Annotated in this window: 24 protein-coding genes; 17 read left to right on the top strand and 7 right to left on the bottom strand. The window is 69.1% G+C overall.

Features of this window, described 5'->3' with window-relative positions:
* Positions 1–51 precede the first annotated feature (51 nt).
* From GVV77_RS14995 to GVV77_RS14975, 5 genes are read left to right on the top strand one after another with little or no spacing between them, the layout of a single operon-like run.
* A complete protein-coding gene (locus GVV77_RS14995) occupies positions 52–1026 on the top strand; it encodes a C-terminal binding protein (protein ID WP_159619696.1) in 975 nt (324 codons plus the stop codon).
* Positions 1023–2078: a zinc-dependent alcohol dehydrogenase gene (locus GVV77_RS14990; RefSeq protein WP_159619694.1), complete on the top strand. Its 1056-nt coding sequence runs from the start codon at positions 1023–1025 to the stop codon at positions 2076–2078. Before GVV77_RS14995 ends, GVV77_RS14990 begins: the two co-directional genes overlap by 4 nt.
* The gene (locus GVV77_RS14985) at positions 2071–2826 is read left to right on the top strand and encodes an SDR family oxidoreductase (protein WP_159619692.1); all 756 of its coding nucleotides are present in this window, start codon (positions 2071–2073) and stop codon (positions 2824–2826) included. The genes GVV77_RS14990 and GVV77_RS14985 overlap by 8 nt, the downstream gene beginning before the upstream one ends.
* Entirely contained in the window at positions 2823–3509 is a 687-nt protein-coding gene (locus GVV77_RS14980) for a bifunctional 4-hydroxy-2-oxoglutarate aldolase/2-dehydro-3-deoxy-phosphogluconate aldolase (RefSeq protein WP_159619690.1), read from the top strand. Before GVV77_RS14985 ends, GVV77_RS14980 begins: the two co-directional genes overlap by 4 nt.
* The gene (locus GVV77_RS14975) at positions 3506–4483 is read left to right on the top strand and encodes a sugar kinase (protein WP_159619688.1); all 978 of its coding nucleotides are present in this window, start codon (positions 3506–3508) and stop codon (positions 4481–4483) included. Before GVV77_RS14980 ends, GVV77_RS14975 begins: the two co-directional genes overlap by 4 nt.
* Before the next feature lie 27 nt (positions 4484–4510).
* Here GVV77_RS14975 and GVV77_RS14970 read toward each other — a convergent pair whose 3' ends face one another.
* Positions 4511–4966, bottom strand: a complete 456-nt coding sequence (locus GVV77_RS14970) for a MarR family winged helix-turn-helix transcriptional regulator (RefSeq protein ID WP_159619686.1) — start codon at positions 4964–4966, stop codon at positions 4511–4513.
* A 297-nt stretch (positions 4967–5263) separates the two neighbouring features.
* Between GVV77_RS14970 and GVV77_RS14965 the strand changes: the two genes are divergently transcribed.
* Positions 5264–6685 carry a dihydrolipoyl dehydrogenase family protein gene (locus tag GVV77_RS14965; RefSeq protein WP_159619684.1) on the top strand — a complete coding sequence of 474 codons (1422 nt, stop codon included), beginning with the start codon at positions 5264–5266 and terminating at the stop codon, positions 6683–6685.
* A 69-nt stretch (positions 6686–6754) separates the two neighbouring features.
* On the opposite strand, the gene GVV77_RS14960 is transcribed toward GVV77_RS14965, so the two are convergent.
* Entirely contained in the window at positions 6755–7372 is a 618-nt protein-coding gene (locus GVV77_RS14960) for an ABATE domain-containing protein (protein ID WP_159619682.1), read from the bottom strand.
* 277 nt (positions 7373–7649) lie between these two features.
* Here GVV77_RS14960 and GVV77_RS14955 point away from each other — a divergent pair, with 277 nt between their 5' ends.
* From GVV77_RS14955 to GVV77_RS14930, 6 genes are all read left to right on the top strand, one after another.
* On the top strand, positions 7650–8294 hold the full coding sequence (locus GVV77_RS14955) for a uracil-DNA glycosylase family protein (protein WP_246199854.1): 645 nt from the start codon (positions 7650–7652) through the stop codon (positions 8292–8294).
* Between the two features lie 117 nt (positions 8295–8411).
* Complete coding sequence (locus GVV77_RS14950; RefSeq protein ID WP_159619757.1) at positions 8412–9476, top strand: spore photoproduct lyase family protein; 1065 nt, start codon at positions 8412–8414, stop codon at positions 9474–9476.
* A gap of 123 nt (positions 9477–9599) precedes the next feature.
* On the top strand, positions 9600–9794 hold the full coding sequence (locus tag GVV77_RS14945; RefSeq protein ID WP_133403634.1) for a hypothetical protein: 195 nt from the start codon (positions 9600–9602) through the stop codon (positions 9792–9794).
* Positions 9795–9942: 148 nt separating this feature from the next.
* Positions 9943–10692, top strand: a complete 750-nt coding sequence (locus GVV77_RS14940; protein WP_159619756.1) for a YqjF family protein — start codon at positions 9943–9945, stop codon at positions 10690–10692.
* Positions 10693–10703: 11 nt separating this feature from the next.
* Positions 10704–11042: an ArsR/SmtB family transcription factor gene (locus GVV77_RS14935; RefSeq protein WP_159619680.1), complete on the top strand. Its 339-nt coding sequence runs from the start codon at positions 10704–10706 to the stop codon at positions 11040–11042.
* Positions 11043–11046: 4 nt separating this feature from the next.
* A complete protein-coding gene (locus GVV77_RS14930) occupies positions 11047–11544 on the top strand; it encodes an SRPBCC family protein (protein WP_159619678.1) in 498 nt (165 codons plus the stop codon).
* Positions 11545–11606: 62 nt separating this feature from the next.
* Here the strand turns inward: GVV77_RS14930 and GVV77_RS14925 are convergent, their stop codons facing one another.
* On the bottom strand, positions 11607–12299 hold the full coding sequence (locus tag GVV77_RS14925; RefSeq protein WP_159619676.1) for an SDR family oxidoreductase: 693 nt from the start codon (positions 12297–12299) through the stop codon (positions 11607–11609).
* Positions 12300–12404: 105 nt separating this feature from the next.
* On the opposite strand from GVV77_RS14925, the gene GVV77_RS14920 reads away from it, so the two are divergent.
* The 3 genes from GVV77_RS14920 to GVV77_RS14910 all read left to right on the top strand — a co-directional run bounded on the left by GVV77_RS14920 (position 12405) and on the right by GVV77_RS14910 (position 14807).
* A complete protein-coding gene (locus GVV77_RS14920; protein ID WP_159619674.1) occupies positions 12405–12959 on the top strand; it encodes an AMIN-like domain-containing (lipo)protein in 555 nt (184 codons plus the stop codon).
* Positions 12960–13173: 214 nt separating this feature from the next.
* Positions 13174–14370: a TerC family protein gene (locus GVV77_RS14915; RefSeq protein WP_159619672.1), complete on the top strand. Its 1197-nt coding sequence runs from the start codon at positions 13174–13176 to the stop codon at positions 14368–14370.
* Positions 14371–14468: 98 nt separating this feature from the next.
* On the top strand, positions 14469–14807 hold the full coding sequence (locus GVV77_RS14910; protein WP_159619670.1) for a YciI family protein: 339 nt from the start codon (positions 14469–14471) through the stop codon (positions 14805–14807).
* A 35-nt stretch (positions 14808–14842) separates the two neighbouring features.
* Here the strand turns inward: GVV77_RS14910 and GVV77_RS14905 are convergent, their stop codons facing one another.
* The gene (locus tag GVV77_RS14905; RefSeq protein WP_159619668.1) at positions 14843–16486 is read right to left on the bottom strand and encodes an ABC-F family ATP-binding cassette domain-containing protein; all 1644 of its coding nucleotides are present in this window, start codon (positions 16484–16486) and stop codon (positions 14843–14845) included.
* A gap of 104 nt (positions 16487–16590) precedes the next feature.
* On the opposite strand from GVV77_RS14905, the gene GVV77_RS14900 reads away from it, so the two are divergent.
* Positions 16591–17565 (top strand): ATP-grasp domain-containing protein, encoded by a 975-nt coding sequence (locus GVV77_RS14900; RefSeq protein WP_159619666.1) that lies wholly within the window; start codon positions 16591–16593, stop codon positions 17563–17565.
* Positions 17566–17597: 32 nt separating this feature from the next.
* Positions 17598–18029, top strand: coding sequence for a ChaB family protein (locus GVV77_RS14895; protein ID WP_159619664.1), 432 nt, complete (start codon positions 17598–17600; stop codon positions 18027–18029).
* Between the two features lie 39 nt (positions 18030–18068).
* On the opposite strand, the gene GVV77_RS14890 is transcribed toward GVV77_RS14895, so the two are convergent.
* The 3 genes from GVV77_RS14890 to GVV77_RS14880 form a co-directional block, all read right to left on the bottom strand.
* Positions 18069–18374: a PRC-barrel domain containing protein gene (locus GVV77_RS14890; protein ID WP_159619662.1), complete on the bottom strand. Its 306-nt coding sequence runs from the start codon at positions 18372–18374 to the stop codon at positions 18069–18071.
* A gap of 76 nt (positions 18375–18450) precedes the next feature.
* Positions 18451–19497 carry an iron-siderophore ABC transporter substrate-binding protein gene (locus GVV77_RS14885; RefSeq protein ID WP_159619660.1) on the bottom strand — a complete coding sequence of 349 codons (1047 nt, stop codon included), beginning with the start codon at positions 19495–19497 and terminating at the stop codon, positions 18451–18453.
* A gap of 115 nt (positions 19498–19612) precedes the next feature.
* A complete protein-coding gene (locus GVV77_RS14880; protein ID WP_159619658.1) occupies positions 19613–19843 on the bottom strand; it encodes a DUF6480 family protein in 231 nt (76 codons plus the stop codon).
* Positions 19844–19850 lie beyond the last annotated feature (7 nt).

The following is a 19850-nucleotide window of genomic DNA, read 5'->3' as shown; positions in this document are numbered from 1 at the left end:
GGTTCGGACCCGGTGGAAAAGCACTAGCATTCCAGTTCACGGAGGGATGAGATGTCCGATCAGCTGAAAATCGTCATCACCGACTGCGACCACGACTCCATTGCCATTGAGGAGGAGCTCGCCCGCAGGCGCGGGGCCGCCCTCACCCTGGCCTCCTGCCGCACCGAGGACGACGTCATCGCCGCCGCCGCGGGAGCCGACGGGATCCTGGTGCAGTACGCGCCCATCACGGCCCGGGTGCTCGACGCACTCCCGGGACTCAAGGCCATCGGGCGCTACGGGGTGGGCGTCGACACGGTCGACGTCGACGCCGCCACGGCCCGCGGCGTCGCGGTGTGCAACGTGCCCGACTACGGGACCGAAGACGTCAGCGACCACGCGATTGCGCTGGCCCTGACCCTGGCCCGCGGAGTGACCCAGCTCGACCGGCGCATGCGCGCCGGCGAACACAGCCTGGCCGCGGTGCGGCCGCTGCACCGGACCGCCACCCGGGTCTTCGGCATCGTCGGGCTCGGACTCATCGGCTCGGCCGCGGCCCGCAAGGCCCGGGGTATTGGGTACACGGTGATCGGTTACGAACCCCGCCTCACCCCGGGCTCGGTCACTCCCGACGGCGTTGAAGTCGTAGCGTTCGAGGAACTCCTTGCCCGCGCCGACGTCGTCTCCCTCCATGTGCCGCTGAACGCCGAGACGCACCACCTCATCGACGCCGGAACCCTCGCGGCCATGAAACCCGGAGCGGTGCTGGTCAACACGTGCCGCGGCGGGGTCGTGGATACCGCGGCGGTGGTTGCCGCCCTGAAGTCGGGGCAGCTCGCCGGGGCGGGCCTCGATGTCTTCGAACAGGAACCGCTGCCGGAGGGCCACCCCCTCCTGGGTCTCGGGAACGCGGTCCTCACCCCCCACGCCGCCTGGTACAGCGAGGAGTCCTACGGCGAACTGAAGAGCCGGACCCTTGAGAACGTGCTCGATGTGTGCTCCGGAACCGTTCCGCGCAATATCCTCAACCCGAAAGTGCTCTCATGACCCCCTCCGATTCGACAATGAAGGCCGCCGTGCTCACCGCGCCGGAGACCGTCGCGGTGCAGCAGGTTCCCCTGCCCGAGGTGCCCGACGGCTGGGCGCTGATCCGGGTCGAATACACGGGCCTGTGCGGCACCGACTTCTCCATCTACCACGGCACCCACCCGCGGGCCGCGCCGCCGCTGATCCTGGGCCACGAAATCACCGGCACGGTTGCCGTCGCCGCACCGGACGGCCCGGCCGAGGGGACCCGGGTCGTTGTGGAGCCGCTGATCACCTGCGGCACCTGCGGCCCCTGCACCAGTGGGAATTCCCACGTGTGCTCTCGCCTCAACCTCTACGGCATCGACGCGCCGGGCTCGCTGGCCGAATATGTCGCCCTCCCGGCGCGGGCGCTCCTGCCCGTCGATCCGAAGGTGCCCGCACGGCAGGCCGCCCTCGCCGAGCCCCTGGCCGTCGCGGTGCACGCCGTCGCCCGGTCCGGGCTGTCGGGGGGCGAGCGCGTCGCCGTCTTCGGCGCCGGCCCGATCGGGCTGCTCACGGCCCTTGTCGCCCGGGAGGCCGGCGCCGGGGAGGTGTTCCTGATCGAGCCGAGCGAGGACCGCCGGGAGGCGGCCGGGCGGTTCGGTTTCTCCGTCCTCGCACCGGGTGAGGACCCCGCCGGCACCGTCCGCTCAAGGACCGCAGGCGCGGGCGCCGATATTGTCTTCGACTCCGCGGCCCACCCTTCCGTCGCCGCCGCCCTCTCCGGGGCGGCCCGTGTGCAGGGCACCATCGTGCTCGTCGGGGTGTACAAGGAACCGGCGAAGCTCGACCTCCAGGGAATCACCTTCTCCGAGCAGACACTCCTCGGTGTGCGGGTCTACACCCGGCAGGACATGGAACGGGCCGTCGGGCTGATCGAGGCCGACGTGCTGCAGCTGGACCGGCTGCCCATCGAGGTCTTCGGCCTCGGCGAGGTGCCCGAGGCCTTCACGAAGGCCATGTCGGCCGGCGGGGTCCTGAAGGTCCTTGTCGGGTCAGCGGGCGAAGAGAGCGGGGCGGCCGATGTCTAATCCCTTCGACCTCACCGGGCGCACCGCCGCCATCACCGGGGCCTCCCGCGGCATCGGCCGGGCCACTGCCCGGGCCCTGCTCGAGGCGGGAGCGGACGTGATCGCCCTGCAGCGCAGCGCGGTTTCCATCGAACTCGAGGAGACCGCCGCGCGGCTGGGCCGCCGGATCGACACTGTCCCGGTGGACCTCACCAGCGAGGAGTCGATTGCCCGGGCGATCGCCGCCGCCCTGGCCGCCTCCGAGGTGCACATCCTCGTCAACAACGCCGGGACGCAGATCCGGCACGACGCCGTTGAGTTCCCGCTGGCGGACTTCGACACCGTGATGCAGGTCAACACCCGCGCCGTCTTCCAGCTGTGCCAGGGCTTCGGTGCCCCCATGCTGGAGCGCGGCGAGGGGAAGATCGTGAACCTCGCCTCGATGCTCACCTTCCAGGGCGGGTTCCGGGTGCCGGCGTACGCGGCATCGAAGGGCGCCGTCGGACAGCTGACCAAGGCGCTGAGCAACGAATGGGCGGGCCGGGGCGTCAACGTCAACGCCGTCGCACCCGGCTACTTCGCCACCGACATGAACGAGGCCCTCCTGGCCGACGGGAACCGCTCGACGCAGATCCTCGAGCGCATCCCCGCAGGACGCTGGGGGAAACCGGACGACCTGACAGGAGGAGTCGTGTTCCTTTCCTCGCGTGCCGCCGACTACATCCACGGCACCATCCTTCCGATCGACGGCGGGTGGCTGGGCCGATGACTTCTCCCGCCTCCCTCCAGCGTCCGGCCGCGGGCGAGGCCCTGCTCCGGAACCCCGTGATCGCGGTACTCCGCGCGGGCCACGCGGACCAGTACGCCCCGGTGATTGACGCGCTCCTCGCCGGAGGGGTCACCTCGATCGAGCTGACCCTCAGCACCCCCGGCGCGCTCGAGGAGCTGCCGCGGCTCCTCGAACGGTTCGGGACCGAAGCCGAAATCGGCGTGGGTACGGTCACCAGGGTCCAGCAGGCGCACCAGGCCATCGACGCCGGAGCGGCCTACATCGTCACCCCGGTGATGGACCTTCCCACGGTGGGCCTGTGCGTTGAGCGGGGCATCCCGGTCTACCCCGGCGGCCTGACCCCCACCGAGCTGCTCGCCGGCTGGAACGCGGGGGCGACGGCGGTCAAGCTGTTCCCCGCCTCCACCGTGGGTCCCGGGTATATCGGCCAGCTGCGCGGGCCCTTCCCGGACATCGCCGTCATTCCCAGCGGCGGCATCGGCATCGCCGACGCGCCCGGCTGGATCGAGGCCGGTGCGCTCGCCGTCAGCCTCGGCGGACCGCTCCTGCAGGACGCCTTCGCCGGCGGAAGCCCGGCGGGCCTGATCCGGCGGGCCCGCGAGGTCTCCGAACTGGTGGCACGGTCACGTCCGGTGCCCGCACCGAGGGGAGCAGAGGAATGACTGCGGTGCCCGGCGGGAGCCCCGCCGGGTCCGCCGGGGTGGTCACCTTCGGTGAGACCATGGCCCTGATGAGGGCGCAGACGCCCGGGCCGCTGGCCCACGCCTCCGAGCTGGGCCTGGGCATCGGCGGTGCCGAGTCCAATGTCGCCATCGCCCTGGCCCGGCTCGGCGCCCCGGTGTCGTGGTTCGGCCGGGTGGGTGAGGACAGCCTCGGTGACCTCGTGGTCCGCGAGCTGCGTGCCGAAGGCCTCGAGGTGCGCGCGGTCCGGGACCCGGCCGCGCCCACCGGGCTGATGATCAAGGAGCGGCGCACCCAGCACACCCAGAAGGTCTGGTACTACCGGGCAGGCAGTGCCGGCTCCCGCCTCGGCCCCGCCGATGTGCCGGTGGAGGAGATTGCCGCCGCCGGGCTCCTGCACGTCACGGGCATCACCCCGGCGCTGTCGGAGTCGGCCGCCGACGCCGTCGACCTCGCCGTGCAGACGGCGCGCGCAGCCGGCATCCCGGTCTCCTTCGACGTCAACTACCGCGCGGCGCTGTGGAGCCCCGAGGCCGCCTCACCCGTGCTCCGGGGTCTTGCGGGCCGGGCCGACATCCTGTTCGCTGGCGACGACGAAGCCGCCCTGCTGGTGGGCCCGGCCCAGGGGCCGCGGGAACTCGCCGGCGCGCTCGCGGAGCTTGGGCCCTCGCAGGTCGTGGTCAAGCGCGGCGCCCAGGGGTGCGCGGCCCTGGTGGACGGAGAGTACTTCGAGCAGGCCGCCATTCCGGTTCAGCCCGTGGACACCGTCGGTGCCGGTGATGCCTTCGTCGCCGGATATCTCGCCGAACGGCTGCGGGGGCTTCCGCCCCAGGAGTGCCTGCTGACGGCGGTGCGCACCGGAGCCTTCGCGTGTCTGGTGCCCGGAGACTGGGAGGGGACGCCGAGGCGCAGCGAACTCCCGCTGCTTGAGGCGACGGAGCCGGTGTCGCGCTGACCCCGGCAGCCCTGCCCGGCGCCGGTTCTAGCCGGCGGCGGAGCCGGCCCGGGTGGCTGCCGCGATAATCCCGCGCATTGAGTCGTTGAGCGTTTCCACCTGCTCCCGGGTCAGCCCGAGCCGCTCCAGCATGGTCCCCGGCACCCCGACGGCCTCCGCCCTCAAAGCGGTTCCCGTCTCCGTCAGGCGCACCGCCAGCGTCCGTTCGTTCCCGGGCACCCGGTTCCGGGTGATGTAGCCCAGGGACTCAAGGCGTTTGAGCATCGGGGAGAGGGTGGCCGGCTCCATCATGAGGGTCTCGCTGATCTCCCGCAGCGACCGGTTGTCCTGCTCCCAAAGGATGAGCATCACCAGGTACTGGGGGTGGGTGAGCTTCAATCTCTCAAGGACCGGACGGTAGGCGTTGACCACCGTCCGTGAGGCAATGGACAGCGCAAAGCAGAGCTGGCGCTCGAGCATCAGATCGTCGTCGGGTGCGGCCATGGCTCCATCCTGAGGTGAAAGGACTTCCTGTGGAATAAAGCTTAGCGTACTAACAGTTAGAGAATCTGAATGCGGAAGACCCCAACGAAACAAGCCCTCATCGGGATTGTTCGGGGCGGGCCTTTCCATCCTGACGGGCAGGCTCTGTGCGGCCTGCCGTGCCAGGGGCGCTGAGGATCCGCGCTTGTACCAACGCGGCAGGGAGTCGACCTCCCGGGCGGCAGCACAAAGATCAGGGTCTGTTTCCGGGCCCGGTAGGCCGGCTTTCCCGGCCCCACGTGGTGGAAGGTAAAAATTGTGACTGAAGTAAAGACAGCCGACGTTGTCGTTATCGGCGGCGGCCCGGTTGGAGAGAATGTGGCCGATCGGGCGGTCCGGGGCGGACTGACGGCGGTGCTGGTCGAATCCGAACTGGTCGGCGGCGAGTGCTCGTACTGGGCCTGCATGCCGTCCAAGGCGCTCATCCGTTCCGGCGCCGCCCTTTCCGCCGCACTGTCCCTGCCGGGGGCGCGCGAAGCGGTGACCGGCAGTCTCGACGCCGCCCAGGTGTTCGCCCGCCGGGACGCGATGGCGGCCAACTGGGACGATGCCGGCCAGGTCAAGTGGGTGGCCCAGCAGGGGATCACCCTGGTCCGCGGCCTGGGGCGCATCTCCGGGGAGCGCGAGGTTGAGGTCACCGCCCAGGATGGCACGGTCACCACGATCCAGGCCCGCCAGGCCGTCGTGATCGCCACCGGGTCCGTGCCGGTAGTCCCCGCCATCGAGGGGCTCGATGAGACTCCGTTCTGGGGCACCCGCGAGCTTGTCTCCGCCGAGGACGTTCCGCAGTCGATCACAGTGATCGGCGCAGGCGTGGCCGGCACCGAGCTGGCCCAGGCCTTCTCCCGGCTCGGGGCGAAGGTGACGATTATTGCCCGCAGTGGAATCCTTCGGGGATTCCCGGCGCCGGCGGCCGACCTTGTGAAGAACGCACTGGAAAAGGAAGGGATCCGGGTCCTGACCGACACCGGCATCCGGACCGTTGCCAAGAACGGTGAAAACTCGGTGGCCGTCACCCTCGACAGCGGTGACACCATCGAGTCCGACAAGCTGCTCGTGGCCACAGGCCGCCGGCCGGCGCTGGACGGGCTCGGACTCGAGGATCTCGGGCTGAGCCCGAAGGGCCTTCCCTCGGATGACACGGGGCGGGTCCGCAGCGCAGGTGACTGGCTCTATGTCCTGGGTGATGCCGCCGACAAGGTGATGTTGACCCATCAGGGCAAGTACGAAGCCCGTGCCGCCGGTGATGCCATCGCCGCCCGTGCCGCCGGTACCCTCGGTGATGACGTCGAGCCGTGGAGCAAGTATGCCGCGACGGCGAACTCGTATGCGGTGCCGCAGGTGGTCTTCACCGATCCGGAGATCGCCATGGTGGGACGCACGCTCGAGCAGGCGCAGAAGGACGGCGTCAACGCGTCGGAGGTCTCGCTGCCGATCGCGGTGGCCGGTTCCGCCCTCCACTCCGAGGGGTACACCGGATGGGCGCAGATGATCGTCGACGAGGACCGCAGGGTCATCATCGGTGCGACCCTGGCCGGGCCGGACGTCGCTGAGATGCTCCACGCGGCGACGATCGCGATTGCCGGCGAGGTGCCGTTGGAGCGGCTCTGGCACGCGGTCCCGTCGTTCCCGACGGTCAGTGAGGTCTGGCTGCGGCTCCTCGAACAGTACGGGCTGTAAGCCAGTACGGCGGCGGATCCAGTGCGGGAGCGCGCCGGCTCCCGATGCTGGAGGCGGTGTCCCGGGCGATTACGAGCCCGGGGACACCTCCTCCGCATGGGTGCGCTTGTAATAGGCGCGCGAGGCGCGGACGCGCATCCCGCAGGCCGGCGTGCACCATTCCCTGCGGGGATGATCCTTCAGGAAGAACAGGAAACACCCCGGAGCCTGGCAGTCGCGCAGCTGGTGCAGCCGCTCCCCGGAGAACAGGTCGGCGGCGTCCCGGGCCAGGGCCGACAGCGCGGACCGGGGAGCGGTGCTCCGGGCCCGGGTGGACTTCGACAGCGCACCCTGCGGGGTGAGGGTCAGGACCGGCGATGCCGGGGCCAGCGCGGCGGCGCGGTTCAGGACCGCGACGGGCCCGTCGGCCGGGCTGAGACCCTTGGTGAGGTCCGAGGCGAGGGTCCGCACCGCGCTCCGCAGTTCGAGGAACAGTGCGAGGTCGGCCTCCCCGGCCTCGGCGAGCTCCTCGGCGGGCAGTTCGATCCCGTCGAGCTGCGGGGCCACTTCGAGGACCCAGGCCGCCACATCGGCCGGCGTCGAAAGTCCCTCCCGGGGCTTCCCGCGTACCGCGAAGTAGGTGTTCGCGAGGTCCAGGGCCGGAGAGTCCCGGATGACCGGAGCTCCGCCCTCATATGTCATGAGCATCTTCTCATGATAACAGTAATCGATAAACGTGAGAACAGCGCACTCCATGCTATCGCATGGCACTCCGCCCGGCTCCCTTCGGATGAGTTCCGGGACGGCGGCGTGTCCGCTGCGACACGCCGCCGCACTTCCCCGTGAAGGCGGGCCCGGTCCGCCTTCTGAGGCGCGGAGGGGCGGGGATTATGGCCCCTGCGCGGGGCGAAGCCCCCTGCGGCGTAAACTGGAGATCTGCGGACAAGTTTGTGCCACTCCAGGCGATGTCCGCTAGGAGGTTGAATTGGCACAACGTATGGCGGACCCCACCTATCAGGCCCAGCAATGGGAGCGGCGCTACGATCCCAACATTGAAGACGTGAACCGGCTGTGCGATTCGCTCGGGGCCCTCAAGCCCGGGTCATCCGTTCCGTACATCGATCCGGTGCACGACGTCGATGGCTGCAAGATTGTCAGTCTTTTCTCGAGTCCCGGTTCATCGCTGCCCTCGGGGTTCGTCTCGTTCGAAAACGACGATCCGGCCTCCGTGCGGATCGCCGAGATCTACGAGTCCGCTGGCCTGCGCCCCGAGCAGGTCATGCCGTGGAACGCGTACCCGTGGTTCCTCGAGGAGGGCAAGGAGCGGGCGCTGTCGATGGATCAGATCGCCGACGGTGTGAAACCGCTCCTGAGTTTCCTCCAGCAGGTTCCGCGCGCCTCAGCCCTGATCGCCCACGGCGCCGACGCCCATAAGGCGGCCCGCCGGCTCATGAAACTCGAGAACCGGGCCATCTACAAGCGCGGCTTCAAGATCTATGAGGTGCGCTCCACCAGCGAGCGGGCCTTCAAGGGGACGCCGGCGAACCAGGAGATCTGGCTCAAGGAGATCCATGCGGCCTACACCGACGCCATGGGCCGCGCCGGCATCCGGGTGCGCCAGACCATCTAGGCCGCACCGGGCCGGGGCCGTTCGTTGCCCGGATCGCCGCAGCCCGGGCCATCCCCGGAGTGTCGGTGCGCCGCGATAGCGTGGAATTCCCCCACGAACCGGAGCCAGGCATTCATGATTGAGGCGAGCAAACTCCTGCAGGTCAGCCGTATCTACATCGAGCCGGAGGCGGCCGCGCTTCCCCGGGGCCAGCAGGTGCTGGCACGCTGGCCGGAGGCCGAGGTGGTCGAAGTCGCGAGCCACTGGCGTATCCCCGAGCTCAGCGGCGACGAGGCGAACGTCCGGCGCTGGGTGCGGATCAAGACCGAGGCTCTCGTCGTGGGCGTCAAGAAGTCGCTGGCGGCAAAGCCCAACGGGCGCTCCGCCGACTTCATCGCGCCGTCCACGGCGAACGGCTGCGCGATGGCCTGCGCCTACTGCTACGTCCCGCGGCACAAGGGCTACAGCAACCCCATCACGGTCTTCGCGAACATCGAGCAGATCAGCGGCTATCTCGAGCGGCACGTGGCGCGCCAGGGCATGAAGCTCGAGCCCAACCAGTGCGATGACACCGCCTGGGTCTATGACATCGGCGAGAACAGCGACTGTTCGGTCGACGCGATGGTCAGCGACAACGTCCGGGACCTCGTCGATCTCTTTGGGAGCCTGCCGACGGCCAAACTGTCCTTCGCCACCAAATACGTCAACCGGGACCTGCTCGGCTGGGACCCGCGTGGCCGGACCCGGGTACGGTTCTCCCTCATGCCCGAGCGGCTGGCGCGGATCGTCGACGTCCGCACCTCGCCCATCTCTGAGCGCCTTGCCGGGGTCAATGACTTCGTGGAGGCCGGGTACGAGGTCCACCTCAACTTCTCCCCGGTGATTGTCACGCCCGGGTGGCAGGAGGAGTGGCGCTCGCTGTTCGCGCAGATCGACGCCGTGCTGACTCCGCGGGCCAAGGAGCAGCTCGCGGCGGAGGTCATTTTCCTCACCCACAACCAGCAGCTCCACGAGGTCAACCTCGGCTGGCACCCCCGCGCCGAGGAGATCCTGTGGCGGCCCGAGCTCCAGGAACAGAAGCGCTCGTCGAACGGATTCATCAACGTCCGGTACACCGCCGCCGAAAAGCGCGGCTACCTCGACGACTTCCGGGCACTGATGGGGCGCCACCTTCCGTACTGCCGTATCCGCTACGCCTTCTAGTCCGGTCACATACGACGGTTGGATTTTTCCTTGTCCGCGTATCCCCCCGGCCCTACAATCGATTCACCCCGCAACGGCCGACTCGCGCGGCTCGGTGGGCATTTTCAGGGAGAGGACGTTTCCATGATGATCCGGCCCGAGTCGGGCGGCTCCGAAACCCCTGGGCGGCGCAGGTACCAGCGACCCTCGCCCACGGCACTGCGGAACCCCGAGTCGAACAAGCTGCTGCGCGACCTTTCGGCGCGGCGCCACCAGGCGATGCAGAGCCTGACCAACCGGGCGCGGGCGAACCGCCGTACGCCCCCTCCGTCCACCTGAGACGGATCCGCGCCAGCTCCGCGGGAACTCCCCGGGAGCAGGCGGCGGGCAGGCAGTCAGCGGGCGGAAGGGCGGCGCGGTGACCTCCAAGCATTCCCGACCCCCCAGCGCCTGGCCGGATCCGCCGCCCCTTCCGCGCCCGCTCATTATGGACCAGTTCTGGGCCGACGCGGTCTTCCTGCACTGGAGGATCCCGGTAGCAGCCGCCGCGCGTTACATGCCGCCGGGGGTGGAACCCGATGAGATCGACGGCTCCACCTGGGTCGGCCTGATCGGCTTCCGCATGGTCGGCGCCGGGCTGGGGCAGGGGATGCCCGTTCCCTACCTTGGGTCGTTCACCGAAATCAATGTCCGCCTGTACTCACGGGGGCCCGACGGCGTGCGCGGCGTCGTCTTCGTCACCCTCGACGCGTCGCGCCTGGCCGTGGTGCTGGCCGCCAGGGCCTTCGGGATCAACTACGTGTGGTCACGCTGCCGCCCGACAGGGGAGAAGGCCGGTGCCGTCGGCGGGGAGCGGTTCGGCTACGACGTCCGGCGGTTCAGGGGCCGAGCGTCCTCCTCGTTCTCGGTGCGCCCCGACCGGACCGCGGCCGCGGCTGATCCCCTTTCGCTGGAACTGACCGCCCGGTACGGGCTGCATACCGGGCTCGGCGGCCGCACGCTGTATGTCCCCAACACGCACGAACCCTGGCGCCTCTTTCCCGCCGAAGTGGTCCACCTCCGGGATTCTCTGGTGGCGGCGGCGGGCTTGGAGGTGTCGGGACCGCCCGAGTCCGTGCTCTTTTCGCCAGGGGTGCAGACCCAGTTCGGGAGGCCGGGAGTTCCGGCGGCGCGCCTGGAGAGGCGCCGGGTCCCCCGTACCGGAAAAACCCTTGACGCCGGATGGACGCCGGCGTAAGTTACAACCAAATGGTTGTAGATCAAGCGAACGATGCCAGGCTGGACCGCCTCTTCCAGGCACTCGCCGATGCCACCCGCCGCGATATCCTCGCCCGGGTCATGACGGGGGAGTACTCGGTGTCCGGACTGGCCGCCCACTACGCCATGAGTTTCGCCGCAGTGCAAAAGCATGTCGCGGTAATGGAGCGTGCCTCCCTCGTCACGAAGGAGAAGCGCGGAAGGGAGCAGATCGTGCGGCCTGATCTTGAAGGTGTGCAAAAGGCGCGGCGGCTGCTCGAAGAGTACGAGCTGATCTGGCGGCAGCGTGTGGACCGGATCGCTGACATTCTCGCTGAGGAAAAGGAGTAGTCCCATGACATTCATCTCTTCGCACCAGGACCCGGAGGCCCTCAGCCTCACCTTCGTCGCCGAGTTCGACGCCGGCGTCGAGCGGGTATGGCAGGTCTGGGAGGACCCGCGCCAGCTCGAGCGCTGGTGGGGTCCGCCGACCTACCCCGCAACCTTCCAGCGCCATGAATTTGTGCCCGGGGGGTCCGCCAGCTACTATATGACCGGTCCCGAGGGGGAGAAGTTCCACGGCTGGTGGAAGATCACTGCCATCGATGCACCCCGCCGCCTTGAGTACGACGACGGATTCGCCGACGAAAACGGTGTGCCGGACGACAAGATGGGGGCCACCCACAGCGTCATGACCCTCGAGACCGTCGAGGGCCGCACCCGGATGACCACGGTGACCTCCTTCGAAAGCGCCGAACAGCTGCAGCAGATGCTGGAGATGGGCATGGAGGAGGGGAGCAGGGAGGCGATGGGTCAGATCGACGCGCTGCTGGCCGAACCCGCGCGCGCCTGAGCAGTAGTCGCCCGGCCGGCCCGGGCCGGCCGGGACCGACGCGGGCCGCAGGTCCCGAAGCCTCAGACCATCCCGGACGGACGGATGCTCAGCGTCTCGATGGTCGCCTCCCGGGAGGCGTCGGCGGCGAGCCGCACGGCCTTGGCCACCTGAGCCGGCTGGATCCAGTCCTCGGGGGAGTACTCCTTGCCCTCAAGCCGGTGCAGTTCCTCCTGCATGTCGGTGGCCACCCGGCCCGGGTGGATCGAACTGACCCGCACCCCGTGCCGGCGCTCCTCCTCGCGGAGGGCGTCGGTGAAGGCGCGCAGGGCGAACTTGGTGCCGCTGTAGGCCGCCGATCCGGGCCCCGAGGTGTAGCCGGACCCCGAATTGATGGCAATCACCTGACCGCGCGAGGCGCGCAGGGCCGGAAGAAGCCGCCGGGTCAGGCCAACCACGGCGAAGAGGTTGACCGCGAAGCTTTCCCGCCACGCGTCGTCGGACAGGTCCGCGATGGCACCTCCCCGCAGGACGCCTGCCGAGTGGACGAGCAGGTCGAGCCGCCCGATGGCCGCGCAGACCTGCTCCACCTCCGCCGGATGCTGAAGGTCCGCGGCGAAGATGCCTGCGGAGGGAAGACCGGCGGCCAGTTCCGTCAGGGCGGCGGAATCGCGTCCGCCCAGCAGGAGGTGGTGGGTGGGGGCGAGCTCGGCGGCGATGGCACGGCCAATGCCGCGGGAGGCGCCCGTAACGAGGGCGACGGGGAGTCCGGTCATGAAGCCACAATAACAATCCGGCGCCAACCTGCCGGGCGCCGGATCCTTCCTTTCGAGTCGGCGCTACCATAATTGCACCTATTCCGCAACCTTAGATGGTGTGTAATGAAAAATCTCAAGAAGAAATCGTCCTCCGCGCTTGCAGTTCTTGCACTCGCGGCGGGGCTGGGGATCGCGGCTCCTGGGCCGGCGTCGGCTGCCTACTGCGGCATCACTTGGGGTTCACTGCCCAAGACGGCCGCTGCTCAACCGACGGCGCCGATCACCAACGTGCGTGCCGGCCGGCACGCGTGCTTCGACCGGATGGTGATCGACCTGCGCGGGGAGCGGGTCGGCTACGACGTCCGCTATGCCCGGAGCGTCCATGCGCCCGGGTCCGGTGCGCCTGTACCGCTCCGCGGTGCGGCGGACCTCTCGATCCGCGTCAAGGCTCCCGCCTATGACGCCCGTGGTAATGCAACCTACCGGCCCTTCAACCGCAGTGATGTGGTGAGCACGGCCGGGTACAGCACCTTCCGGCAGATCGCCTACGTGGGCAGCTTCGAAGGGGAGACCACCTTCGGGCTGGGCGTGCGCGCCCGGCTTCCCTACCGCGTGTTCACCCTTGACACGCCGGGGACCGGCTCACGGCTCGTGGTCGACGTGGCCCACCGGTGGTAGCACCGGGGTTCGGCCGGGGGCGGTGATCCGCCTCCGGCTCCACCCAGGTGGCCCATCCGGACCCGGCATCCAACAGAGCCCGCAGCGGTGCCCGCACCCCTGCGGGCTCCGTCATGTTTCCCGATCCGGAGGCGCCGGGTAAGTCCGTCCCAGTATCGTTGAAGCCTGCCGGCCGTGAGCCGGCGCTCAGCCTCTGGGAAGGAAACACGTACGGATGGATGTTCCGTTTTTCGTCTGGGTCGTCACGGGCATCGGAATCGTGGGCCTGCTGGCCTTCGACTTCTTCTTCCACGTCCGCAAGGCCCACACGCCGACGCTGCGGGAATCGGCGATCTGGTCGTCCATCTATGTGGGAATCGCCGTCCTTTTCGGGTTGGGGGTCCTGGTGTTCGGCGGTCCCACCGCGGGCACCGAGTACTTCGCCGGTTACATCACCGAAAAAGCGCTGTCCGTGGACAACCTGTTCGTGTTCCTGATCATCATGTCCAGTTTCCGCGTACCGCGGGCCGACCAGCAGAAGGTGCTGCTGTTCGGCATCGTCTTCTCCCTCATCGCACGCACCGGCTTCATCTTCCTCGGTGCGGCACTGATCAACTCGTTCGCCTGGGTGTTCTACATCTTCGGATTGATCCTGCTCCTCACCGCCGGGAACCTGCTGAAGCCCGGCGGACACGACGACGACACCGAGCCGGCGATGGTGCGCCTGGCCCGGCGGTTCCTCCCCGCGTCCAAGCACTACGACGGCGACAAGCTGTTCACCATCGAGAACGGCAAGCGGGTCCTCACCCCAATGCTGCTGGTCATGATCGCCATCGGCGGAACGGACATCCTGTTCGCGCTGGACTCCATCCCGGCGATCTTCGGGCTCACGCAGAACGTGTTCATTGTCTTCACCGCCACGGCGTTCTCCCTGATGGGCCTGCGCCAGCTGTTCTTCCTCATCGACGGGCTGCTTGACCGCCTGATCTACCTTTCCTACGGCCTGGCCGTGATCCTGGGGTTCATCGGCGTCAAGCTGATCCTGCACGCGCTGCACGAGAACAACCTCCCCTTCATCAACGACGGCGAGGAGGTGCCTGTGGTGGAGGTCGGCACCGGGGTGTCCCTGACCGTGATCCTCGGAGTCCTCCTGGTGACGGTCCTGGCCTCGGTCTACAGCCCCAAGGGCAAGGCCAAGAACGCCGTCTCCGGCGCCCGGCGCCATGCCACCGACTACCTCGACCTCAACTACGAGACGGACATTGTCGAGCGCGAACGGATCTACGCCAAACTGTGCGCCGAGGAGGCCGACCTGAAGCGGCTTCCGGAGAAGTACAAGCGCCTGATCCGCAACGAGACCGAGTTCCTCGAGCTCATCGGCAGGGCGCACGCCGAGCACGACAAGGCCCTCGCCCGCGAGCCCGGCCGCTAGCGGTACCCGCGACGCGGAGAGGGACGGCTCATCGGACGCCGGTCCTCGATGCGCCTCCACCAGTTGCGGGCGGCCCGCCGGCGGGGCACCATCGGGACATGACCAAGTACCTCATCTCCTTCCCGAGCGAAGCCATGGTGGTCAGCGCCGAGGATTTCCCGATCGTCTCCGCCGAATCCCACGCCGTGATCCAGGAGGCGAAGGATGCCGGAGTCTACGTCTTCGGCGGGGGGATCAACGAGCAGGTCGATCCCGTGTTGGTCTCCGCCGACGGCTCGGTGGGCACCGAACTCTATCCGGGCTCCCAGCTCACGGGCGGGTTCCTCGTGCTCGAACTGCCGACGCGCAGGGACGCGCTCGAGTGGGCTCGAAGGATCGCGGTGGTCTGCCGTTGCCCGCAGGAGCTCCGCGAGTTCGGGTACGACCCGGAGAGCTAGCCGGACCCCGCGCTCGGAGGTGTCCCGGGGCCGGCTCAGGCGGGGCGGACCCGCACCTGGCCGCCGTCGACCTCCCACCGGGTGTCAAGGCGGACGTTCTCCAGCAGCCTGCGGTCGTGTGAGACAAGGAGAAGGGCCCCGGTGTAGCCCTCGAGGGCCGACTCGAGCTGTTCGATGGCCGGAAGGTCGAGGTGGTTCGTCGGTTCGTCGAGGACCAGGAGGTTGACCCCGCGGGCCTGAAGCAGCGCCAGCCCCGCCCGGGTCCGTTCGCCGGGCGAGAGTGAGCCCACCCGGGCCCCGGTCTGGTCAGCCTTCAGGCCGAACTTCGCCAGAAGGGTACGCACCTCGGCCTGGCTCAGCTGCGGCATCAGGCGTTCGAACGCGTCCCCCAGGGGCGCCTCCTCGTCCAGCAGACGGCGGGCCTGGTCGATCTCGCCCACGGCCACGCTGGCGCCCAGGGCCGCCGTGCCCTCCGCGGGGGCCTCGTGGCCGAGCAGGAGGCGCAGCAGGGTGGACTTCCCGGCACCGTTGGGCCCGGTGATGCCAATGCGCTCGCCCCCGTTGACCTGCAGGGACACCGGGCCGAGCGTGAAAGCGCCCCGCCGGACGGTCGCCTGGTTCAGGGTCGCCGCGACCGAACTGGACCGCGGGGCGGCGCCGATGCTGAACTGCAGCTGCCACTCCTTGCGGGGTTCCTCCACCTCATCGAGGCGGGCGATGCGCGACTCCATCTGCCGGACCTTCTGGGCCTGCTTCTCGGAGGACTCCATGCTGGCCCGGCGGCGGATCTTGTCATTGTCGGGGTTCTTCTTCATGGCGTTGCGCACACCCTGGGAGCTCCACTCCCGCTGGGTCCGGGCCCGGGCCAGGAGGTCCGACTTCCGGTCGGCGAACTCCTCGTAGGCCTCCCGGGCGTGGCGCCGGGCCACGGCCCGCTCCTCGAGGAAGGCGTCGTACCCGCCGTCGTACACGGCCACCTGGTTCTGGGCCAGATCGAGTTCGACCACCGTGGTGACGCAGCGGGCCAGGAACTCCCGGTCATGGGAGACAAGCACGACACCGCCGCGGAGGTTCTGAATGAAGGACTCAAGGCGGGCGAGGCCGTCGAGGTCAAGATCATTGGTCGGCTCATCGAGCAGCACCAGATCAAAGCGGCTGAGCAGCAGTGCCGCCAGGGCGACGCGGGCAAGCTGGCCGCCCGACAGGGAGGTCATGAGGGCGTCCGGGGCCACACCCACCGCGAGGTCGGCCAGCACCGGCGGGATGCGCTCCTCGAGGTCCGCGGCGCCGGAGGCCAGCCAGTGATCGAGCGCGGCCGCATAGGTGTCCTCCGCCTGGCGGGTTCCCGAGCCCAGCGCCTCCGCCGCCTCCTCCATGGCCGCCGTCGCGGCGGTCGCCCCGGTCCGGCGGGCCAGATAGGCAGTGACGGTCTCCCCGGGGATCCGCTCGTGCTCCTGGGGCAGCCAGCCGACGAACGCGTCAGCGGGGGCCGTGCGCACCGAACCGGCGGCGGGAGCGTCGGCGCCGGCCAGCAACCGCAGCAGCGTAGACTTCCCCGCGCCGTTCGCCCCGACCACCCCGACGACCTCTCCCGGGGACACCGTGAGGTCGAGGTCGGTGAACAGGATCCGGTGGCCGCGGCCGCCGGCGAGGGACTTGGCCACGAGTGTTGCAGTCATGGGTCCAGTCTAGGAGGCCCACCGCCCCGGGCCCGCCGGGCCGGCGGGATCCCGCGCCCGGCTAGGATGGGCGGAACCCGATCACCCACGCCGCGGGAGGACCCATGAAGACCATCTACGCGCTCCATGAAAATCCGGACTGGTTTCCGCCCTTCGCCCGGGCGTTCGAACAGGAGGGCGTCGAGGTGGTGGAGTGGGTGCTCACCGATGGAGTGCTCGACCTGGACGGCGTGCCGCCCGAAGGGATCTTCTGGTCCCGGATCAGCGCCTCGGCCCACACCCGCGGCCACGGACTGTCCAAGGACTACGCCCGCGCGGTGCTGTCCTGGCTTGAGGCCTCCGGACGCCGGACGGTCAACGGGCGGCGCGTGCTCGAGCTGGAGATGAGCAAGGTGGACCAGCTCACGGCGCTTCGGGCCGCGGGGATCGACACGCCCCGGACAGTGGCGGCCATCGGACGGCGGCGCATTCTCGAAGCTGCGGAGGCCTTCGAGGCGCCGTTCATCCTCAAACACAACCAGGGCGGCAAGGGACTGGGGGTGCGGAAGTTCGACTCCCACGCCGAACTGGCCGACTACGTCGCGTCCCCGGATTTCGAGGAGCCCGAGGACGGAATCACCCTGGTGCAGGAATACCTGCAGGCCGCCGAGCCCTTCATCACCCGCGTCGAGCTCGTCGGCGGGAGCTTTATCTACGCGATCAAGGCCGACACCGCGCGCGGCGGGTTCCAGCTCTGCCCCGCCGACGCCTGCGCCATCGACCCGGTGACGGGCCGGCCGGTTATGCCGCCGGGAGCCACTATCGCGCCGGAACCCGGCCAGCAGCTATTTTCCCGAAGAGAGGGGTTCGACTCCCCGATCATCGCCGCGTACTCCGACTTTGCCCGGCGAAACCACCTTGAGGTGTGCGGCATCGAGTTCATCGAGACCGTCGACGGGAGGGTGGTGACCTACGACGTCAACACGAACACCAACTACAACGCCGTTGTGGAGGCCGGGGCGCCGCTCTCGGGCCCGCGGGAACTCGTCCGCTACCTCGCCCGGCTCGCCGACCCGGACAGGCAGTCGGCACCGGCCTAGGATTGAGGCACGCTCCCGGAGGAGGGACACCGATGGCAGGAGACAAGGGAAAGCGCAGGGTAACGAAGAACGAGCTGCCCAGCACGCTGCAGCGGTCGGGCGGTGCCGCCCGGGCCACGTTCGCCCGGACCCTGGAGTCAGCCGAGGAGCAGTACGGCGACGGTGAGCGGGCGCACCGCACCGCGTTCGCGGCGCTGAAGCACACCCACGAGAAGGTGGGCGATCACTGGGAGCCGAAGGAGAAGAACGGCCCTTCCGATGCCCGGGCCGAAGGCGGTGCCGACTCCTCCCGAGACACGGCCGGCGGGGTTGACGCCAACGCCTCCAAGGCACACCTCTACGACCTGGCGAAGCGGCTCGGCGTACCGGGCCGGTCGACGATGACCAAGAGCGAACTCGTCGACGCGCTGCAGAAGGCGAACGACGCCTCCACCCGCAGGGCCCGGGAGGCCGAGACGCGCTGACGGCGCACTGACCGGCCGCCGCGCCGCCCGCGGCTGCCGCTACAGCCCGTAATAGTCGCCCAGCAGCCGTTCCTCTTCGGCGGAGAGCTCCTTGTCGCTGGCCACGTCGGGGGCGTCGCTGATTCTGTCCCGGGTCCACCCGAGGTGGAGGTCTCCTCCCTCGAAACGCGAGCCGGCAAGCGGAACGAAGTGCTCCCGGGTGTTCAGCAGGCCCAGCGAGACGGTGACCCAGCCCGGCGCTCCCGAGGACTTCTCAAGGTGGACCTCATTGACGGCACCGAGTTTGGTGCCCTCGCTGTCCCACGCCGTCGCGTCCTGCAGTTCGTTGATATCAAGCTGGGCCATGGCTGCTCCGTTCGTTTTTACCATTTCAGCCCAGATCGCCGGGATGGGCAATGGCCCGTCCCGGCGCCCTCCGGGGCTATCCGGCGTTGTCCACCGCATCGCCCAGCAGCGGCAGGAACTTCTCCAGGGCCCAGGGCAGGCTCAGGGGGCTGGCCGCGGAGATCGAGAGGGTGAGGGTGTTGTCGCTGTCGGCCACGAGCGCACCCGACTTGACGGCCGGAATCTGGCCGAGCAGCGGGTCGGTGGCAACGGCGTCCTTCGTGGCTTCGTCAGGCACCCAGGTGACGAAGACATCGGATTCGAGTTCGTTGGCCCGCTCGGCCGACCAGGGGATGAAGAATTCGTCGGAACCCTCCGCGGCACTGCTGATGACCTCGGCCTGCTTCATGCCCAGCGAGGACAGGAACCGGGGGCGGTTGTCGTTGGCGGTGTAGAGGCTGACCGGCTCCGCTCCGGCGGGGTCGAGGGTGCCGTAAATGAAGCTCTTCCCCTCAAGCTGGGGGTAGTCGGCCGCGGCGTCGTCGATGGCCTTCTCCGTGTCGGCGACAAGGTCCTCGGCCTGCTCGGGCAGGCCCAGTGCCTCTCCCACGAGGCGGGTCGAGTCCTGCCACGCCGTGCCGTAGGCGGTCTCGGGGTAGGCCACGACCGGGGCGATGTCGCTGAGCGTGTCGTAGTCCTCCTGCGACAGCCCGGAATAGACGGCGAGGATGACGTCCGGGTCGGTGGCCGCGATGTCATCGAAGGGGAGGCCGTCGGTCTCCGAGTACTGGACGGGGGCGTCGTCGCTGCCGATCGGGGCGCCAAGCTCCTCCAGTTTCGCGTCCTTCCACGGGGTCGAGCCCTGGTCGTTCCCGCCGTAGGTGTCAGTGGGCATCCCGACCGGAACCACACCGAGGGCGAGCGAGACATCGGCGTTGACCCAGGAGACCGTCGCCACCCGCTCGGGCTTTTCCTCAAGGACGGTTTCGCCGAAGGCGTGCTCGATGGTGACGGGGAACGCATCCGCCCCAGCCTCGTTCCCGCCGGACCCTGCCGATTCTCCGGACGCGGGGCCGGTGGAGCAGGCCGAGACGGACAGGACGGCAGCGGCCGCCAGGAGGGCGCGCGTGCGGAGGGGGGCCATGGGGCTCCTTGACTTCTTGGGTGACCCTTCGGGGTCTTTCGATCAGGACAGAAGTAAGGCTAGCCTAAGCTAAGGCCGCTTGAGAAAAGTCCTTCTAGGCCGGGGCGGGAGCCGGTCAGAAGAAGTTGGCAATATAGCCGACGAAAAACAGCAGAAACAGCAGGACGATGATGCCGGTGACGGCGAGCCAGATGCGTGAGAAGCCCTTCGAGGGCCCGGCCTCGCCGTGGCCCTGCTGCGCGGCGGTGCTCGCCTCGCCGGGAGGAGTTTCCCCCGGTGGCACCCCGCCGCCGGGCTCCAGCCCGGTGAGGTTGTCGTCCTTCGGGTCGGGATTCGCTGCGGACATCTTTTCC

This window comes from Arthrobacter zhaoguopingii (assembly GCF_009828605.1).
In the GTDB taxonomy this organism is placed as follows: domain Bacteria; phylum Actinomycetota; class Actinomycetes; order Actinomycetales; family Micrococcaceae; genus Arthrobacter_D; species Arthrobacter_D zhaoguopingii.
Note: the sequence above shows the minus strand (reverse complement) of the source record. Positions and strands in the feature narration are given on the sequence as shown.

Coding starts and splice junctions, on each gene's coding strand:
- GVV77_RS14900 (WP_159619666.1), top strand. CDS start 16,591: ATGAAGACCATCTACGCGCTCCATGAAAATCCGGACTGGTTTCCGCCC.
- GVV77_RS14935 (WP_159619680.1), top strand. CDS start 10,704: ATGGTTGTAGATCAAGCGAACGATGCCAGGCTGGACCGCCTCTTCCAG.
- GVV77_RS14905 (WP_159619668.1), bottom strand. CDS start 16,486: ATGACTGCAACACTCGTGGCCAAGTCCCTCGCCGGCGGCCGCGGCCAC.
- GVV77_RS14995 (WP_159619696.1), top strand. CDS start 52: ATGTCCGATCAGCTGAAAATCGTCATCACCGACTGCGACCACGACTCC.
- GVV77_RS14925 (WP_159619676.1), bottom strand. CDS start 12,299: ATGACCGGACTCCCCGTCGCCCTCGTTACGGGCGCCTCCCGCGGCATT.
- GVV77_RS14975 (WP_159619688.1), top strand. CDS start 3,506: ATGACTGCGGTGCCCGGCGGGAGCCCCGCCGGGTCCGCCGGGGTGGTC.
- GVV77_RS14915 (WP_159619672.1), top strand. CDS start 13,174: ATGGATGTTCCGTTTTTCGTCTGGGTCGTCACGGGCATCGGAATCGTG.
- GVV77_RS14930 (WP_159619678.1), top strand. CDS start 11,047: ATGACATTCATCTCTTCGCACCAGGACCCGGAGGCCCTCAGCCTCACC.
- GVV77_RS14880 (WP_159619658.1), bottom strand. CDS start 19,843: ATGTCCGCAGCGAATCCCGACCCGAAGGACGACAACCTCACCGGGCTG.
- GVV77_RS14885 (WP_159619660.1), bottom strand. CDS start 19,497: ATGGCCCCCCTCCGCACGCGCGCCCTCCTGGCGGCCGCTGCCGTCCTG.
- GVV77_RS14970 (WP_159619686.1), bottom strand. CDS start 4,966: ATGGCCGCACCCGACGACGATCTGATGCTCGAGCGCCAGCTCTGCTTT.
- GVV77_RS14980 (WP_159619690.1), top strand. CDS start 2,823: ATGACTTCTCCCGCCTCCCTCCAGCGTCCGGCCGCGGGCGAGGCCCTG.
- GVV77_RS14940 (WP_159619756.1), top strand. CDS start 9,943: ATGGACCAGTTCTGGGCCGACGCGGTCTTCCTGCACTGGAGGATCCCG.
- GVV77_RS14910 (WP_159619670.1), top strand. CDS start 14,469: ATGACCAAGTACCTCATCTCCTTCCCGAGCGAAGCCATGGTGGTCAGC.
- GVV77_RS14890 (WP_159619662.1), bottom strand. CDS start 18,374: ATGGCCCAGCTTGATATCAACGAACTGCAGGACGCGACGGCGTGGGAC.
- GVV77_RS14945 (WP_133403634.1), top strand. CDS start 9,600: ATGATGATCCGGCCCGAGTCGGGCGGCTCCGAAACCCCTGGGCGGCGC.
- GVV77_RS14895 (WP_159619664.1), top strand. CDS start 17,598: ATGGCAGGAGACAAGGGAAAGCGCAGGGTAACGAAGAACGAGCTGCCC.
- GVV77_RS14960 (WP_159619682.1), bottom strand. CDS start 7,372: ATGCTCATGACATATGAGGGCGGAGCTCCGGTCATCCGGGACTCTCCG.
- GVV77_RS14985 (WP_159619692.1), top strand. CDS start 2,071: ATGTCTAATCCCTTCGACCTCACCGGGCGCACCGCCGCCATCACCGGG.
- GVV77_RS14990 (WP_159619694.1), top strand. CDS start 1,023: ATGACCCCCTCCGATTCGACAATGAAGGCCGCCGTGCTCACCGCGCCG.
- GVV77_RS14920 (WP_159619674.1), top strand. CDS start 12,405: ATGAAAAATCTCAAGAAGAAATCGTCCTCCGCGCTTGCAGTTCTTGCA.